This window comes from Gemmatimonadales bacterium (assembly GCA_036279355.1).
GTDB lineage: Bacteria > Gemmatimonadota > Gemmatimonadetes > Gemmatimonadales > GWC2-71-9 > DASQPE01.
Map to the genome: position 1 here is coordinate 1 of DASUJH010000053.1, position 16,594 is coordinate 16,594.

At 69.7% G+C, this 16,594-nt stretch carries 21 protein-coding genes; 1 reads left to right on the plus strand and 20 read right to left on the minus strand.

Going from position 1 to position 16,594, the window contains the following annotated elements; genetic code table 11:
* From VFW66_13280 to VFW66_13300, 5 genes are all read right to left on the minus strand, one after another.
* On the minus strand, nucleotides 1-399 hold a 399-nt coding region (locus VFW66_13280), incomplete at its 3' end, for a hypothetical protein (GenBank protein ID HEX5387669.1).
* Complete coding sequence (cas3u, locus tag VFW66_13285; GenBank protein HEX5387670.1) at nucleotides 396-3,197, minus strand: type I-U CRISPR-associated helicase/endonuclease Cas3; 2,802 nt, start codon at nucleotides 3,195-3,197, stop codon at nucleotides 396-398. The genes cas3u and VFW66_13280, both read right to left, overlap by 4 nt.
* A 726-nt stretch (nucleotides 3,198-3,923) precedes the next feature.
* Nucleotides 3,924-4,442, minus strand: coding sequence for a hypothetical protein (locus VFW66_13290; protein HEX5387671.1), 519 nt, complete (start codon nucleotides 4,440-4,442; stop codon nucleotides 3,924-3,926).
* Nucleotides 4,439-5,434, minus strand: a complete 996-nt coding sequence (locus tag VFW66_13295; GenBank protein HEX5387672.1) for an electron transfer flavoprotein subunit alpha/FixB family protein — start codon at nucleotides 5,432-5,434, stop codon at nucleotides 4,439-4,441. Before VFW66_13295 ends, VFW66_13290 begins: the two co-directional genes overlap by 4 nt.
* Nucleotide 5,435: 1 nt before the next feature.
* Nucleotides 5,436-6,203, minus strand: coding sequence for an electron transfer flavoprotein subunit beta/FixA family protein (locus VFW66_13300; protein ID HEX5387673.1), 768 nt, complete (start codon nucleotides 6,201-6,203; stop codon nucleotides 5,436-5,438).
* A 152-nt stretch (nucleotides 6,204-6,355) separates the two neighbouring features.
* On the opposite strand from VFW66_13300, the gene VFW66_13305 reads away from it, so the two are divergent.
* Nucleotides 6,356-7,291, plus strand: a complete 936-nt coding sequence (locus VFW66_13305; protein HEX5387674.1) for an alpha/beta hydrolase — start codon at nucleotides 6,356-6,358, stop codon at nucleotides 7,289-7,291.
* Nucleotides 7,292-7,370: 79 nt separating this feature from the next.
* On the opposite strand, the gene mug is transcribed toward VFW66_13305, so the two are convergent.
* From mug to VFW66_13380, 15 genes are all read right to left on the minus strand, one after another.
* Nucleotides 7,371-7,928 (minus strand): G/U mismatch-specific DNA glycosylase, encoded by a 558-nt coding sequence (gene mug / locus VFW66_13310; protein HEX5387675.1) that lies wholly within the window; start codon nucleotides 7,926-7,928, stop codon nucleotides 7,371-7,373.
* A 7-nt stretch (nucleotides 7,929-7,935) separates the two neighbouring features.
* Nucleotides 7,936-8,547 carry a DNA-3-methyladenine glycosylase I gene (locus VFW66_13315; protein ID HEX5387676.1) on the minus strand — a complete coding sequence of 204 codons (612 nt, stop codon included), beginning with the start codon at nucleotides 8,545-8,547 and terminating at the stop codon, nucleotides 7,936-7,938.
* Nucleotides 8,523-9,812, minus strand: coding sequence for an effector binding domain-containing protein (locus VFW66_13320; protein HEX5387677.1), 1,290 nt, complete (start codon nucleotides 9,810-9,812; stop codon nucleotides 8,523-8,525). Before VFW66_13320 ends, VFW66_13315 begins: the two co-directional genes overlap by 25 nt.
* The gene (locus VFW66_13325; GenBank protein ID HEX5387678.1) at nucleotides 9,809-10,138 is read right to left on the minus strand and encodes an antibiotic biosynthesis monooxygenase; all 330 of its coding nucleotides are present in this window, start codon (nucleotides 10,136-10,138) and stop codon (nucleotides 9,809-9,811) included. Before VFW66_13325 ends, VFW66_13320 begins: the two co-directional genes overlap by 4 nt.
* A gap of 76 nt (nucleotides 10,139-10,214) precedes the next feature.
* On the minus strand, nucleotides 10,215-10,778 hold the full coding sequence (locus tag VFW66_13330; protein ID HEX5387679.1) for a DUF1697 domain-containing protein: 564 nt from the start codon (nucleotides 10,776-10,778) through the stop codon (nucleotides 10,215-10,217).
* Nucleotides 10,775-11,068: a DUF1330 domain-containing protein gene (locus VFW66_13335; GenBank protein HEX5387680.1), complete on the minus strand. Its 294-nt coding sequence runs from the start codon at nucleotides 11,066-11,068 to the stop codon at nucleotides 10,775-10,777. The genes VFW66_13330 and VFW66_13335 overlap by 4 nt, the downstream gene beginning before the upstream one ends.
* 73 nt (nucleotides 11,069-11,141) lie before the next feature.
* Nucleotides 11,142-11,525 (minus strand): VOC family protein, encoded by a 384-nt coding sequence (locus VFW66_13340; protein HEX5387681.1) that lies wholly within the window; start codon nucleotides 11,523-11,525, stop codon nucleotides 11,142-11,144.
* Between the two features lie 19 nt (nucleotides 11,526-11,544).
* Nucleotides 11,545-11,934 (minus strand): hypothetical protein, encoded by a 390-nt coding sequence (locus VFW66_13345; GenBank protein ID HEX5387682.1) that lies wholly within the window; start codon nucleotides 11,932-11,934, stop codon nucleotides 11,545-11,547.
* A 10-nt stretch (nucleotides 11,935-11,944) separates the two neighbouring features.
* Nucleotides 11,945-12,208, minus strand: coding sequence for a DUF6496 domain-containing protein (locus tag VFW66_13350; protein ID HEX5387683.1), 264 nt, complete (start codon nucleotides 12,206-12,208; stop codon nucleotides 11,945-11,947).
* A gap of 82 nt (nucleotides 12,209-12,290) precedes the next feature.
* Nucleotides 12,291-13,289 (minus strand): kelch repeat-containing protein, encoded by a 999-nt coding sequence (locus VFW66_13355; protein ID HEX5387684.1) that lies wholly within the window; start codon nucleotides 13,287-13,289, stop codon nucleotides 12,291-12,293.
* Nucleotides 13,286-13,564, minus strand: a complete 279-nt coding sequence (locus VFW66_13360; protein ID HEX5387685.1) for a hypothetical protein — start codon at nucleotides 13,562-13,564, stop codon at nucleotides 13,286-13,288. The genes VFW66_13355 and VFW66_13360 overlap by 4 nt, the downstream gene beginning before the upstream one ends.
* 31 nt (nucleotides 13,565-13,595) lie before the next feature.
* Nucleotides 13,596-14,267, minus strand: coding sequence for a hypothetical protein (locus VFW66_13365; protein ID HEX5387686.1), 672 nt, complete (start codon nucleotides 14,265-14,267; stop codon nucleotides 13,596-13,598).
* Nucleotides 14,268-14,284: 17 nt separating this feature from the next.
* Complete coding sequence (locus tag VFW66_13370) at nucleotides 14,285-15,226, minus strand: cobalamin-binding protein (protein HEX5387687.1); 942 nt, start codon at nucleotides 15,224-15,226, stop codon at nucleotides 14,285-14,287.
* Entirely contained in the window at nucleotides 15,223-15,864 is a 642-nt protein-coding gene (locus VFW66_13375) for a methyltransferase domain-containing protein (GenBank protein HEX5387688.1), read from the minus strand. Before VFW66_13375 ends, VFW66_13370 begins: the two co-directional genes overlap by 4 nt.
* Before the next feature lie 32 nt (nucleotides 15,865-15,896).
* Entirely contained in the window at nucleotides 15,897-16,403 is a 507-nt protein-coding gene (locus tag VFW66_13380) for a DUF456 domain-containing protein (protein HEX5387689.1), read from the minus strand.
* Nucleotides 16,404-16,594 lie beyond the last annotated feature (191 nt).

Sequence of the window (16,594 nt, forward strand, 5' to 3'; positions counted from 1 at the left end):
CTGTCCCGCCCAGACCTTCAATTCCGACTTGTCGGCGCCGCGATATGAATCCAGCCACCAGTCGAGTCGAAGGCGGAAAGGCGCGCGCAGCACAACCGGCTTACGATCACCGCCGGCGTAAGCCTCGTGATCTTCCGCCAGCTCGACGATCGGTTCCTCGTCTGCGAGCCGGGCCAGGATCACGGTGAGCGGCTGCTCCGTACCGCTGTGCGTAGCGATTTCAAACGTTTTCTGCGGGCCGGAGCCCGCAAACCAGCCCTCGGGCGACGTCCAGCCGTTCTCAGGCGTTCCGGGCCACAGACGGCTCGCCAGCTCTAGGGCGCCACAACAAGCGAAGAACTGACCCGGGTTGCGGAGATTGACATCGAGGCGGATGTCGGGCTCGGGATGCTCGGTCACGAAGCTGCCTCCTCGGCCGGCTCAATGCCCCTGCTCGCCTGGTAGTCGGCGGCGCGCAAGAGCGCCTCCAACCACGCCAGCCCCCAGTGGCCGAAGCGCCGCTGCAGCCGCGCATACCGTCGCATCACGGAGGCCGACAGAGCCTCGTTTTCTCCGAAGCGAACATCTTCGGCCAGGTCCCACTGAGCCTCTTCAAAATGCGGGCGCGCCCAGCCATGGTGGGCCGCAATGAGGTGCAGGATCAGGTCACGCTCCGGGTGCTCATTGATTAATGGATCCGCGGCGGCCTCGCGCAATGAGCCGAACTCGTGGCGATACCGGCCCGACAAATGGGAAACGAAACCACGCTGGCCGCTCTTGGCCCAAGGCTTCCATCCGTCACTGGCCGTCCGCGGATGGCCGATATCCGCCTGCCAAGCGTCACGGTTTTTCCCACGGTCGTGCCAGGTGGCAGCGCTCCGTACAGCCGCGGCGAGATTCACCGTGTGAGCAGAACCGTTGAGTCCGACCCGCTCTGCGATCCGACTCGCTGCCTCGTGAACCTGCGCCAGATGATCATCGAGAAACTGGCTGCTGGCGGCAGCACCGGGGTTTTCTTCCACGGCCTCGAGGCCCTGCTGCGCTGAGAGCAGGAGCAACAGGCGCGTCGGTTGCCCCGATTCCTCATCCCGGCGAAGCACGACGCGCCCCGTCTCGGCAACGCTCTCCAAACGTTGCCGCAACCACGCGGCTGCCTGAGCCAACGTGAGTCGAATGCCATCGGCAACTGCGAGCGGAGTCCCGCCATCGACGCCAAGTTGGCGAACCGACCATCCTCCGGTGCCCGGATCCTGCATCAGGAGAATCCGAGTTCGGTCGAGCTCATGGAGTGCGTTGGCCCCGCTCTCTTTCTGTGATTCTGCGAGATGCGTATCGGCAACATCGCGGACCAAGCCTCTGTCGCTGCCGTCGAGCATACCCTGAGGGTCGAGACCACCAGCCGCCGGCGGCAGTACGATGGTCGCCTCGCGCAGGCGATGCTGGCTCCCGCTCTTGAGCAGGCTCGTGAGCGTGGCTGCCTCCGGATCGCCTAGGGCGGGAAGGAGCAAGACCTTGGACTCGTGCAGGCGCTTGGCGATGCGTGTCAGCTCAGTGACCAGATCGTCGCGGAGTGGAGCGCGCAGTCTCTCGCGGGCCAGAATCGGATGCTTGGCAAAGAGCGTCTTTAGCCCCGACTCGAGCTCGTCCGCCTCCACCATCTCGGCGACTTCCTGTCGCCAAGCGATGTAAAGCGATGGCGGCTCGGCGGTGACCCCATGCAGCCACCGTTCGACCGGCGGCCGACCCGGGACGTCGTCGATCTGGGTCATTGACCAACCGTCGAGCAGAATGTCGGTAAGCTCCACCATGCGCGGCTCCGCAGAAAAGCACGCCTTCGCCCCGTCGGCCCCAAGGGAGTTCAACATCCTCCCGAGCGCTTGAGGGGCGGCATTGCGCCCACCGTCGATCAGGTCCAGCGACTCGAGGGCCATCGTGGTTGCGGCGATTCGTCTTCCTTCATCATCGTCCGATTCACCAGCGGCCTTCTCCTTGGTGCGCGGCAGGATCACGACGTCGACCATGGCAACGCCTCGGCCCAGCCGGTTTACTCGGCCAAGGCGCTGGATCATGGAGTCGAGGGTAGTGAAATCCGAGACCATATGGTCACCGTCAAGATCGACGCCCACCTCACCGGCCGATGTCGCGACGAGATATTCCGTCGCATCAGGCGGCCTCCGATTGGGGTCCGCGCGGAACCCGCCGAATATCGCGCGACGCCTCACCTGCTCGTCGGGTGCGTCGTGGAGGTGTGGCCCCGGCGCGGTCATGAGATCTCGCTCAAAGCCTCGAATCGTGCCCGTTAAGAGCACGGTGCGCCCTTTGGGCAACGCGCCGGCGACCTTCTTGGCGAGGCTGGGCGTGCGAACGTAAACGATGACCCGGCTCCGCGAAGGCTCGTGCCTGAGGGCGTGCCTGACCAGTTCAGCCGCAGGGTCGGCGCCGTCCGGCAGCGGGTGAAACGTCAGGACCTTCCGCGCCTCAAGCCGCCGCTCTACCTCCGGCTCCTTCTGCTCGGCGCTGCTCAGGCTGAAGACTCTTCCCAGCTGGCGCTGCGTCGCCGAGAGTTCCATTACTTTGAGAGGTCGTAACGTCCCTTGCTGGAAGGCTTGAATGGCTCTGGTGATCTTGCCGAATGCCGGCGAGAGATGTGCTTCGTCATGGACGATCAAGGCATCGTGCCCGATGAGCCCGGCGTGAAATGGACGCATCTTCCGCGACACGCCATAGCCGGAGAACAGCAGTCGGCTGCCGATCAGATCAACCGTACCGACGATGATTGCGGCCTTGGCGGGATCCTGCTGCCACTGCCGGTTATCGGCGAACTCACCGCGCAGCGTGCTGATCGCGAGTGGCAGACTTGCGTCACCCGCAATTCGCCTCAGCCCGTCGATGACATCTCTGACCGCCGGAGTGAGTCCTGCCGAAAGCCTGGAGCGCAGCTGCTCCGCCATTTCGGTTGCCTGATCCACGACGGTGCGGCGGTCAACTACATAGACTAGCCGGCGCGGAAGCGCGTCTTGATGCGGCTCGCCCTGCTGTTGCAAGGCAAGAGCAACCAACCAGACAGCGATTACGGATGTCTTGCCGAGGCCAGTCGGAATGCCACATGCTTGCGGCATGGGTCCCCGGAGCAATTCCTCAAACAATCGAGTTTGCCAGAGAAACGGGTCGTTCCCCGTGAGTCCCCTGAACGCGGCACGAAAATCGACATTCGTCATCGCGATGCTGCTCCGTGCAGGAGTTACTTCGAGCGCGAGCAGGTCGAATCTGCGGACAAACGGCCGCCTGGGGGGCGGACCTTGGCACCTCTAACTTTGTCGTGCCCGTGTGACACCGCCCAGCGTTGACGGTGTCACACCGATGCCGGCGGATTCTTGGCGCACGCATGCCGTGTGCAACCAATGGCAAACCTTCAATGGGGCCGCCGGTTTGATGTAGACTGCGCACGGAGGCGAGCACTCCACAGACGAACTAATGATCGGGTAGCACCTCCAGCATCGTTCGCCGCCGCAAGCTGAGCGGGAAGAATTGGCACAAGGCATAAGGTACGAATCGCCGTGAACTTGTCAAGGCGACTTGGGCGTGTAAAGCCAATAGCAAATAAGGAAGTCAGATACGACACCCCCTCGGTTGCATGGGCCACTCGCATACTTCGAGATAGAACAGAAGCCCCGATAGCCAGTCAGCCGGCGCGCAGCAATACGATCCTCGGTCACCGAAGCACCGTTGGGGCACCACAGACGCACTACGGTCCTGACATCCCTCGTGCGCCGTCTTCGCGCGCGGGCCAACTTACGGGAAGCCCCCTCGCTCGTCGCATGTTCGCGAAGAGCTCCGCCACCTCACTCATCTCCTCGACGATCTCAAGCTTCCTTTGGAATGGTAGTGCAAAGAAATCCTGATGCTGGCGCCGCCGGCTGCCTTCCCAAGTCACAAGCGACCAGTCAGGCTCTGTCGGCATTGCCACTGGCTCCGTGCAGCAATTCCAGCTCCGCTACGTCCGCTAGATCCTGCGGTCGGCCGGCCTCGCGCTTGAGGCGCAGCAGGGTCTCCAATCGGACGATGTGTGCGCTCGCACCCGGCCGGATCTCCTGGACTGTAGCGCGTCGGAATTCCTCATCGAAGTCGAACGGATCGGTCACGAAGACATCAACCGGCGTCTCGCGATGTGCATCGCTTTGGAAGTTAAGCACGGTCATTCCCTTCTCTGCAATCCACCGCGCGCGCTGTGCAGGATCGCCAAAACCCTCGGCAGTAACGGGTACCCTCGGCCTGAAGCCCAGCGACCCGAGCGCGTCGAACGCAGCGCGGATGGCCTCCGGCTGGAGCTTGATCACGAGATCGATATCCCATGTGAAGCGCCCGTATCCGTGCGCGATTACCGCGATTCCCCCGACGACGATATACGGCACCCCCGCCCCATTGAGCGCCCGCACGATCGCTTCCAGGCTCGCGACCTTCACCCCTGCGCTCGCACCTTCTTCACCTCCTCCGTCAACCGCGGCACCACCTCGAACAGATCCCCCACGATCCCGTAGTCCGCCACCTTGAAGATCGGCGCGTCCTTGTCCCGGTTGATCGCCACGATCGTCTTTGCCGTGCGCATGCCGGCCAGATGCTGGATCGCCCCCGAAATACCGACCGCGATGTAGAGCCCCGGGCTCACCGTCTTCCCAGTCTGCCCCACCTGCGCCCCGTGCTCGCGCCACCCCGCGTCCACCACCGCACGGCTCGCCCCCACCGCCGTATTGCCGAGCGCCTCGGCCAGCGCCTCGAGCAGCGCGAAATTGGCCGGCTCCTTGAGCCCACGCCCGCCCGATACCACGATCGGCGCCTCCGCCACGTCGAGCGCCGCCTTCTCCGGCGCCTTCACGCCGGTCACCGTCACCCGTTGCGTGAACTCGGGGACTTGTAACGCCTCGACGGCGGTCGGGCGGTCGGGCGGTCGGGCGGTCGAGGGCGCGCTCGCCTCGAACGTATTCGTCCTCACCGACGCCACCGCCGGCACACCGGTGAGCTTCACCCGCTCCAGCACCTTGCCCGCGTACACCGGCCGCGTCGCGACGACGGCGCCGCCCTCCGCGCCGAGCGCCACCACGTCCGTCGCGCAACCGACGCCGAGCCTGGCCGCCACGCGCGGCGCCAGGTCCTTGCCCGTCGCGGTCGCCGCGAAAAGCACCGCGGCGTAGTCGCGCGCGACGCTCGCCACCGTCGCCGCGAAACCGTCGGGGTTGTACTCTCCGAACCCCGCGTGCGTCGCCATCAGCACGCGGTCCGCTCCGCTCGCGCCGAGCGACGCCGCGCCCTCCACCGGCGCGCTCCCGAACACGAGCGCGGTCACCGTGCCTCCGCCCATCGCGGCCGAGAGCTGACGCGCCGCGCCCACCACCTCGCGCGAGACCTGCCGCAGCACGCCGTCGCGCGTCTCGGTCACCGCCAGAATGTCGGCCGGCATCTCAGAGCACCTTCGCTTCGGTGCGGAGCAGCCGCACCAGCTCGGGCACGGCGCCGGCGCCCTCGCCCACGATGCGCCCCGCCTTGCGCTCGGGCGGCGCCTCGAGCGCCAGCACCTCGAGCGTGCCGGGCCCAAGTGTCACCGGCTTCGTCTCCATCGGTTTCTTCTTTGCCGCCATGATGCCCTTGAGCGACGGGAGCCGCGGATTGTTGAGGCCCTTGTCGCAGGTGATGACCGCCGGCAGCCGGCAGGTGGAGACTTCGATGCCGCCCTCGATCTCGCGCTCCGCGAGAACGCCGCCGTCCTTCACCTCGAGCGCCGCCACCGCGGTGATGCACGGCAGTTCCAGCAGCTCGCCCAGCATCGGGCCCACTTGCTGGTTGTAGTCGTCCACGGCGAGCTTGCCGAGCAGGATCAGATCGTAGTTGCCGTCCTTGAGCTCTGCCGCGAGCGCGTGCGCGACGGCGAGGCCGTCCGGCAGCGCGACCGCGCGCCCGTCGCCCTCCGCCTTGAGCAGCACGGCGCGATCGATGCCCATGGCGAGCGCCGTGCGGAGCGTCTCCCCGCTCGCATCGGACCCGACCGCGCAGGCCACGGTCTCACCGCCGCCCGCCTTGTCCTTCAACGCGAGCGCTTCCTCCACCGCGAACTCGTCGTAGGGATTGAGCACGAACTTGAGACCGGTTTCGTCAATCGATTTGCGATCGGCGCCGGGCACGATCTTGGCCACCGTGTCGGGCACGCGCTTGAGGCAGACGGCGATCTTCAACGCACACCTCGCTGCACTCCACACCTCCCGTGAATGAACGCTCGCGACGCCGCGGCAAAGTTACCGGCGGCGGCGGCGCGGTGCCACCCGCCCCGCCGCGCCCCGGCCCGCGGGGGATTGCCTCGTGCCGCGCCGCGCCCTACGATGTGCGGGTGATCTTGTTCAAGAGCGGCACGACGGCGACGTCGGTGACGACGCCCGAAGGGCTCACGCTCAGGGTCGAGAGCATCGCCGGCCCGCACGGTGACGGCGCCGCCGGCGATCGCCCGGACGATGCGGCCGCTGCCGTCGTCATCCCGCTCGCCTCCTGGACCATGCCCGACCTGGCGCCGCTTGCCGAAGGGCGCCGGCTCATCGCCTACGACCCGCGCGGGCGCGGCGGATCGGATCCCGTCGGCGTGAGCGAGCGCGTGGGATTCGACGCCGACGTGGCCGACCTCGAGACCGTCCGCGCGGCGTTCGGTCTCGAGCGCATGGTGCTCGTCGGCTGGTCGTACTATGGCGGCATGGTCGCCCGCTACGCCCGCGCATACCCCGCGCGCATTGCCCGACTGGTGCAGCTCTGCCCCATTCCTCTGCGCCGTGTTCCCTGGTTCGGCCAGGGCGCGCAGGCGGTGGCGTCGCGGGTGAACGCCACCGCAATGACCGCGGTCCAGGCGAGCGTGCGCTCGGGCGCGGCGCTGCGCGATCCCGAGCGTTTCTGCCGCACGTGGCATCGCGCGATGATTCCCGCCTACGCCACCCGCCCCGATGCGCTCGACCGCATGCGCGCGCACCCCTGCCGCTGGCCCAACGAGCACCCGCTTCGACTGAACGCGCAGCTCGGCCGCATCTGGCAGGAGCTGGGCGACTGGGACTGGCGCGCCGACGTGGCGGCGCTCGACGTCCCCCGCCTCGTGCTCCACGCCGACGGCGACTTCCAGCCGCGCGCCTCGGCCGAGGAGTGGGCGATGGGGCGCGGTGCGCAGCTCGAAGTGATCACCGGCGCGGGACATCTGAGCTGGCTCGACAGGCCGGACGAGGTGCTGGAGGTGGTGGCGAGGTTTGTGACAGGCGGACAGGCGGACGGACGGACGGGCGGACAGTAACGGACCCGGCGTGCGTAGGGAGCAACATCGCCTGGTCGTCAGCCCGCCTGACCGCCCGTCCGCCTGACCGCCCGTCCGCCTACCCCGCCGCCTCTCTCAGCTTCTCAAACTCCCGCGCCAGCTCCGGCAACTGGTGATTCGCGTTGAGGCCACTCGGGCTGGGCAGCACCCAGAGGCCGGCGGCGCCCAGGCGTTCCTCCTGCGGGCCGATCACGGCGCGCGGCCGGCCGAACGCGGAGCGGTACGCGCCGATGCCGAGCACCGCTACCCAGCGCGGTCGGCGGGCGCGCACCTTGCGCGCGAGCACGCGGCCCCCGGCCTTGAGCTCGTCGTCGCCGAGCTCGGCCGCCGTCGCCGTGGCGCGCGAAACGAGATTGGTGATTCCGTACCCCAGCTCGAGCAACTGCTTCTCCTCCGAGGGATGCAGCACGCGCGGCGTGAATCCCGCCGCGTGCAGCGCGGGCCAGAAGCGATTGCCCGGCCGCGCGAAATGATGCCCGGTGGCACCGGAATAGAGTCCGGGGTTGATGCCGCAGAAGAGGATGGCGAGATCGGGCGCGAGTAGATCATCAATCGTGCGGCCTGCGGCGGCGGCGATCTCGGCGCGCGTCGGGCGGATGAACGCGCCATCGTTCATGAAGGGGTTACCGAGTGAGCTCGGCGCGGCGGAAGCAGTCCACCGTATGGTCGTTCACCATGCCCACGGCCTGCATGAACGCGTAGCAGATGGTCGAGCCCACGAAGCGGAATCCGCGGCGGCGGAGGTCGGCGCTCAGCGCATCGGACTCGGGCGTGCGCGCGGGCACGTCCCCGGACCGGCGGCGCGCGTTCACCCGCGGCGCTCCGCCCACGAATGGCCAGAGATAGCGGTCGAACGAACCGAATTCCCGCTGCACCTCGAGAAAGGCGCGGGCATTGCCGACCGCGCTCCCGATCTTCTGCCGGTGGCGCACGATCCCCGCATCGAGCACGAGCCGCTCGATCCGCGCCGGCGTGAACCGCGCCACGCGGGCCGGATCGAACCCGGCGAACGCGCGGCGGTAGTTCTCCCGCTTCCTGAGAATGGTGGACCAGCTGAGGCCAGCCTGCGCGCCTTCCAGCAGAATGAACTCGAACAGCACGCCGTCATCGTGCACCGGGACGCCCCACTCGGCGTCGTGGTACGCCACGTCGAGCGGCGTGCGCGCCCAGGCGCAGCGGACGGCGGGTGCGCCGGGGGCCGCAGGCGCGCCTATGACCCCTCCACCGCGACCCAGATTTCCACCCGGCCATCGGCCGAGTACAGCTCGAAGTCGGACGTGTAGACGCGGTGCGGGCCCTCGGGCCGCGAGCCGTCCGGCGGCGAGAAGAAATTCCAGATCCACCGCCACCCGGAAACGACCGCGCCCGGCCGCGGCCCCCTGCACGGAAAGACGAGGTGCGTGCCCGCCCTGAGCTCCGCGTCTTCGAGCTTGCTGCTCAACCGGCGGCGCGGCGTCACCTCCCGCCCGATGAGCAGCCGGTATGGCCCGGACGCGTCGGTGCGGTAGTCGGTGTACACCGCGAGCACCGGCCCGCGCGCGGCCATGCGCTCGAGCCGCATGGTCCAGTCTTCGGCGGCAAACCGGCGCCAGAGCTCGGGAATCCGCGCCTGCTTCGGATTCATCTCCGCGGCGTTCGACGTCCGGACCGCGATGCCGGCGATGCGCGCCGGCGCCTCCCGGCGCTCGAGCCGCGGCTTGGGCAGCGTAACTCGCGCGGCCTTGAGATGGGCCAGTGCTGCGGCGGCGACGAACCCGCGCACGAGCGGCGGCAGGACGCCGTCGAGTGCCGCGCGCTCGGGCTGAAAGAGCGTCGCGACGTAGAACGGGTGCACCGACGCGGGCAGCTCGACCACACGCACGTCGCCCTCGTCGTCGTATCCCGCGCAATGCAGCCCCTGCGCTCTGAAGCGCTTGGCGTACATCGGATTCAGGCCGTACCGGCAGTGGTAGGGCTCTTCGATCATGCCGGCGCGATAGAGCCGGCCGATCCGCGAATCGGGCGTGAGGTGGATCGTTTCGACCTTGTCGAGTAGCGCACACTCGAGCGGTCCGATCACCGGGTCGGGGCCGTACGGATCCAGCTCGGCGTGCGCCGCGTCGCGCACGCTCCACTCCAGCTCGGCGTATTCCACGATGGCGTGCTGGAAGCCGCCGCAGGTGCCAAGGAAGGGCTTGCGGTACTCGCGGGCGTAGCGGGCGGCGTTGAGCGCGGCGCCGGTGTCCGCGTAGGGGCTTCCGGGCACGAGCCAGACGGCGTCATATGCGGCGAGCGGATGCCGCGCCGCCGGCAGGTGCCGGTCGCCGAGAGCCTCGGCGAGCGCGCGGGTGTGCACCCAGTCGGCCGCAACCGGGCAGCCGAGGTCCGCCGCCGCGAGTGCAATGGCCCTCGGGATCGCGTGGTGCGCCGCGACCGATCTGCTGTAGTCGCCGACGAGCGCGATCCGTACCGCGCCGGGCTCGGCCGGTGTGGCGGGCACCCCGTTCGCTATGGCGATCACACCGGCAGCTTCGCCGCGAGAATGTCCACCTGCTCGATGCTCGGCGCCTTCGCCAGGAGGTCGGGCGCCTGCGCCATCAGCGCGGCGGCGACTCGGCCGGCGAGGTGCGCCTTGCGTCCGCTGTCGTCGGGGAAGGTGTCGAAAATGCCGAAGGTCGAGGGCCCGAGCTTGAGGGCGTACCAGGTGATGGTGGCCGGCTCCTGCTCGACGATGGGCAAGCCGCCCTCGAGAAACTTCGCGACGTCGTTCTCCTTGCCGGGTTTGGCTTCGAGGCGGACCAGGAGGGCAGCGCGAACTTTGGTGGCGGATTGGGTGGGGGAAGGCATGGGACCTCTCCAGCGTGAAACGCGTCGGTGCGATGCTGCGGATGGTACGGAAAGCTGTGCTCGGCGGCGCTTCGGGTCAAACCGCCCCGTGTTGAGGCTCGACCTCGCCCGCGCATGCCGCGAGCTTCCGTACCGTATTCCAGTTGCGCCCCGTGCAGATGGTGCCGAGCGTCCGGTCGATGAGCGCGGTGGTGAGGCGCGACCGTCCGGCGCCGTCGGGGTAGGTGACGTAGAGGTGCCGGCCGCCGGCACGAACGACTTCCCGGCCGACGATGGCGCCTTGCAGCGCCTTCACGCGCGCCGCGTCCGGTGCGTCGCGCAGGCACATGACGATGAGGTGGCCGGGGTCGCGCTCGGCCTCGGCCCGGAGGGGATTGCCGGCAATGATGTCTCGCCACTCGGGCGCGCTGCGCAGGAAGAAGGTCGTGCTGAGGCCGAGCCGCGCCTCGGCTTCCTGCTCGAGCCGGCGTTCGAGCCGGGCGGCGGCGCCGTTGCCGCGGAAGACGAGGTTGCCGCTCTGGAGCAGCGAGCGGACGTCGCTGCACCCGAGATCGGCCGCGAGCGCGCGCAGATCGGCCATGGCGACCGGCTTCTTGCCGCCCACGTTGACGCCGCGGAGCAGCGCGACCCAGGTGGTCAGGGCACGCCTTCCACGATGCGCACGTCGCGCTCGACGGCGCCGTAGAGCGTGACGAGCGCGCGCTGGTAGGCGGGGCTCTCGTACGTGGCGACCGCGCGCTCGACGCTCTCGAACTCGATCACGACCGTCCGCTCGTTCACGCCCTCCTCGAATGCGCGGGCGGCGTTGTTCCGCACCAGGAAGCGGCCGCCGCCGGCCTCGATCGCGGGGCCGGCAAGCTTGGCGTATTCGGTGAGCGCGGTGAGATCGTGTACGGCGCGGTATGCGGTGATCCAGTAACCTTTTGACACGGTTGAGCTGCTCTCGTTGGGCGGAAGTCCAATATAGAAGAGGAAGGCGCGTCGCAAGCCGCCTCGAGCGCGGCTACCGCCGTCCCGGTTCGAACAGCTCGATGGGATTGCCCGCCGGGTCCTCCAGCAGGATCTGTTTCCCGCCGATCCCGGTGACGATGTCGTTCCGGAACCGGGCGCCATTCCGGCGCAGCTCGGCCACGGCGGCCGCGAGATCGTCCACCTCGAGTTGGATGCGGTTCCAGCCGCCGGGCTCCGGCTTGCGTCCGTCCGGCATGGCCTGCGCGCCCCCGCCGGCGCCTATGGGCGCGCTGAGCAGGAGGCGCAGGTCGCCGCGGGAGAGCATCGCGAAGGCGGGCGCGGGATGCATATCGACGGCGAAATTCAGATGACGGGTATAGAACGCGATGGCCGCGTCGACGTCGTCAACGATGTAGCGGACGCTCACGGTCGCCATGCGGAGATACCTCGAATGCTTACCCGCGCGCCGGAGGTACCAGCGCGGCCAGGCGCTCGCTCAGGCCCCGGAGCGCGGCGGAAAGCTCGCCATCGGATCCGAGCTCTGCCGCGCGGCGCACCGCGGTCACATCCGCCTGGGTGAACCCGAACGGCTGCGCCGCGAGGGCAAAAGCGGCGAGCACCGGCCGCGCGGGCGGCGGCACCAGGACGCGGTCGTGCGCGCGACTCATCACGATCACGCACTCCGTGTCGCTGATGCCGAGCTTCGCTACGTACTCGGTGGTGTCGTCCTGGCGGGCGCCGTCCGCCCGACCGCGTGCCCATGCGTCGACCACCCGCGCCTGCTGCCGGTAATCGCGCGCGTCCCACTGCTCCGGCGTGAGCGCCGGCGTAACGGCATCCGCCATGGCCGAGCCACTACTTCTTGCTGCTTGACCGCGAGCGCCGCCGCGATGCGCTCCCCTTGGGCGCGGGCGGCACCTTGTCGCCCTCCTTGCGCGCTTCGGAGAGTCCGATCGCGATCGCCTGCCTGCGGCTCTTCACCTTGCCGCCGTGTCCCGACTTGCCGCGGCGCAGCGTGCCGTGCTTCCGCTTGCGCATTGCGCGCTCGACGCTCTTCTGCGCCTTGGGGCCGTACTTGCGGCCGCTCGACTTTCGGCTGGATGAACTCCTGGTCGCCATGGGTGCCTCCGGGTCGCGACTGTGGAGCTCCAATTTCCGGCCGGGGGCCGCGCGCGGGCCGTGATCCGCCGCACCAGCGCGTTCACACGCATTGGAATCGCTCGACCACCGCGCTCCCCTCCGACGCGTGGCTGCGCCCGGGCGTCGGGCTCCCGCCGACGACGTACACGGCGTCGCGAAAGACCACCGCGCGCGCGAAGTCGCGCGCCGTCGGCATGTCGGGCAGCCGCTGCCACGCGCTTTCGCCCGGTCCGAGCCGCAGGACGTCCGCGAGGGTGGTGGCGCGAGCCTGCGATTCGCCGCCGAACAGATACATGGCGCCGCAGTACACCACCGCGCCTGCCGTGCCGCGCGGCTCGATCTCGGGCCCGGCGGACCACCGGTCCGCCGCGGGATCGTATATGTCCACCGCGCCGAAGTCTCCCGGACCGCTCCGGCCCCCGATGGCGTAGAGCTTTCCCTCCGACACGGCTGCCGCGGGACTTCCCTCAGCGCGCGGCAGCGGCGCGAGCGCCGTCCAGCGATCCTGCGCCGGGTCGTAGACGTCGTGGTCGGCGATGGTCGAGCGCGAATTGCCCCCGCCGATCACGTGAATCCTGCCGTCCCATGCGACTGCCGCGTGGCCGCCGCGTGGTGCCGGCAGCGGCGCGGCCTCGCTCCAGGTTCGGCCCTGCGTGTCATAGACGTACACGCGATCGGAGGGCACGTTCGTCGTGGTGTTGAACCCGCCGATCACGTAGATGCGCCGGCCGAGGACGGCCGCCGCCGGCGCGTTGAGGCCCGGCCCCGGGAGCGTCGACTCGACGGACCAGGTGCGGCCGTCGAACCGCTCGATCGCCAGCACGGGCGCCCCGCCCGCCCCGGTGCCCGCGAGCGCGTAGATCGCCTCGCCCGTGCTCACGACCGCATGCGCCGCCCGCGCGTAGCGCATCGGCGGCTCGGTGTGCCAGGTACCGCCCGGCGGAGCGGCCCGGGTCGCTACTTGCGGCGGCGGCGGCGGCGCCGGCGCGCGAGAGCAGGCCGCGGAGCCGGCTACGAGAAAGGCGGCCGCACCGGCGTGCCGCACGTGGATGCGCATCATCTCCTCTCCCGCACGATTTCCCCCTCGCTCGTCATCCGGGGCCACGAGCCGCCCGCGGCGCGCCAGCGCCGGGCCAGCCGGTTGTATCGCGCGACGAACGCCTTGCGCTGGTCCCACACCCGGAAGCAGGCGCGGTGCATCGCCGCGTCGGAGAAGCGCCAGAACGGATCCGACTCGTCGGCCAGAAAGTCCGGCGTGACGAACGCGTCGTCGACGGGCCGGATGACCTCGCCGCAGAGCGCGCACCACGCGCGGCCGCTGGTGATCCTCTCCATCCCGCACCCGCCTGCCTCGCCGCTCCTCCGCTCACGGGCCCGGAACGACATCGGTGAAACTGAACCCGTCACGGGAAACCGTCTCCCCCACGCGTACCGGAAGCGCTCGGTGGAACATCGGACCGGCGAAGCAGAAGGTGTGGAACTCGCCCCGCTCGCCGCATGGGTCCACGGCGGCGGGCAGCTCCGACAGGAGCGCCGCGTCGTATTCGCGCCCCGCGAACGCGTCGGGGAGTTGCTTCGGATCCACGCAGGTGAGCACCGCGCGGAGGCCGCCCCCCAGCATCTTGCGGGCGAGCTCCGGCGTGTCGGCGGCGGAGCACCAGAGCGGGAAGAGCGGTTCGATCCCGGTCCCGGCGAGCATGCGGACGCGATACGCGCGGATGTCCTCGAGAAAGAGGTCGCCGAACGCCACGTGCGTCACGCCTGCGTCGCGCGCCCGCCCGATCACCGCGCGCATGCGCTCCTCGTACTCCGCGTTGGAGCACGGGTACGGCAGCGGCACCGACCAGAGCGGCAGCCCCGCGGCCGCCGCCTGCGCCTCCACCAGCGTGCGGCGGACGGCGTGCATCGCCACCCGGTCGGCGGACTCGTTGAACGTGGTGAGCAGGCCGGCGAGCTCCACATCGGGCTGCCGGCGGAGGACGTGCAGCGTCCACGCGCTGTCCTTGCCCGAGCTCCAGGAGAGCAGCACGCGGCGCATGGACACGCCGGCTCCGCTCACACGGGGCTCGCCGTCTGCGCGGCCGGCCGATTCACCCGGACGGGCGCCGGCAGCCCGGCGGGCAGCGGATGCACCTCGGGGTGCAGCGCGTGCGCCAGGATCTCGAGGCCGTCCACCAGCCGCGGACCGGGGCGGCTGAAGTAGTCGGAGCCGTTCGTCACGTACACCCGTCCCGAGCGCGCCGCCGGCAGCTCCGGCCAGCCCGGCGCCGACCACAACGCCGGCACGTCCTCCAGCGTGCGCTCGACGCTGAACCCGCAGCAGGCAATGAATACGACCTCCGGCGCCCACGCCGTCACCTCGTCCCAGCGGAGCGTGCGCGACGGTTCGCCCTCGCGGCCGAGCCCCTCGACACCGCCCGCGAGCCGCACCAGCTCCGGGCTCCAGTGTCCGCAGGAAAACGGCGGGTCGAGCCACTCGAGCAGCGCGACGCGCGGCCGCTCCACGAGCGCGGCCGAGCGCGCGGCTACCGCCTCGACGCGCGCGGTGAGCCCCGCGACGACTTCGCCTGCCCCCCGCTCGATGCCCGCCGCACGCGCGACCTCGCGAATGGCATCGAACACCTGCCCGAGCGACTCGGGCTCCAGGTTGATCACCCGCGGCGCACCCGGCAGCGCGCACGCGGCGGCGCGCACCTCGTCCTCCGCCACCGCGCAGACGTCGCAGAGCGCCTGGGTCACGATGAGATCGGGGCGGAGGCGCTCGAGCACGGCCAGGTCGAGGGAATAGAGCGCGCGGTCCGCGCTCAGCCGCTCGCGCACCAGCCGATCGATTTCCCCGCTCGTCGCGTCGGTCGGAATCAGCGTGCGCGTGACCTTCGGCAGCCGGCGCACCGACGCGGGAAAATCGCACTCATGGGTGACACCCACCAGCTGGTCTTCGAGCCCCAGCGCGCAGATCATCTCGGTGGCGCTCGGCAGCAGGGATACGATTCTCATCGCTCGAACAGCTCCACGGCCCAGATCCAGGTCCCGCCGGCCCATGCCTGCCTGAGGCCGGCCTCACCCAGAACGGTACGCATACGCGCCGGCGGATGCAGGTACGCCCTGAACGCGCGCCCGCGAAGCCGCCGCGACGCGTTGATGGCGGCCACGAATATACGGCTGAGCCAGCTCGGTCGAGGGTAGCTGAACGCGACCAGATGGCGGGCACGACCGGCCGCGGCGCCGAGCAGGCGGGCGTAGTCGGGGTCGCAGCAGACGACGCGGTCGAGGGTGACGGCATCGGCCGGCGGCACCTCAGTCGCTTCGGCCGGGAACTCGGCGAGCTGAAAGGTGACGCGGTCGGCATGGCCGAGGTGCTGCGCTTCCTCGGCGGACGCGGCGAGATAAGCCTCCGAGGCGTCGACCTGCGTGGCACTCGCAAAACCGCGCTCGAGCAGGACGTGCTGGATCGCACCGATGCCGCCGCCGATGTCGAGCAGCGTCGGGTCGGGCGGAAGCGGGCGCGATTGGACGGCGGCCAGAAGCACCCGGGTCGATGCGTCGGGGCCCCGGCGCTCGAATCGCCGGAGGTCGCGCCGCGCGGTGCGGGCGTCGAACTGCTTTGACACGGCGCAGCGGTGGCAGCAGGTCATGGCGAGTCCGGTTGCGGGTGTCGTCGCACGGGTCAGCCGCGGAGGCCCACGAACAGGGCGAGCACGGCGATGACCATGCCGAGCGCCATCTTTGCCGCGGCGGCGGTGGCGCGGCCGAGCACGGCGCCCCATCCGGCGCCGGCGGCGGTGCCCGCGTGGCGCTCGCGCGTGTACTCGAACAGCGCCGCGCCGATGAAGGCGCCGAAGAAGCCGCCGATCACGGAGCCCACGAGCGGCACCGGCACGCCGACGATGGCACCGATGAGCCCGCCGACGAGCGCGCCCCACCCGGCGCGCTTCGATCCGCCGTACCGTCGCGCGAAGCGGAAGCCGAGCCACGCTTCGACGATTTCACCGATGAGCGCGAGGGCAAAGACGAGGGTGAGAAGCCCCACGCCGAGCGTGCGGAACTCCGTGAGCCATCCATAGCCCAAAAGCGCAAGCAGCATCACCCAGAGGCCGGGCAGGCTGAACGGAATGAGCAGCAGTCCGGCGACAATGCCGGTGAGAAGGAGCAGGAAGGCGAAGGGGTCAGCCATCGGGAGTCGTCTCGTAATCGTTTAGCTGAGGCGGTGTCGCGGGCGCGCAGACTCGCCTGCCGGTACTCGTCGAACAGCCTGGTCAGGTGTGCAAAGGCCGGCGCGGGCTCGAGTCGCAGCGTGATTTTCCGCTGCCGCAGCGCGCCGGGCTCGGCGGCGACCGCGCCGATGATTACACCGGCAAGGCGCAC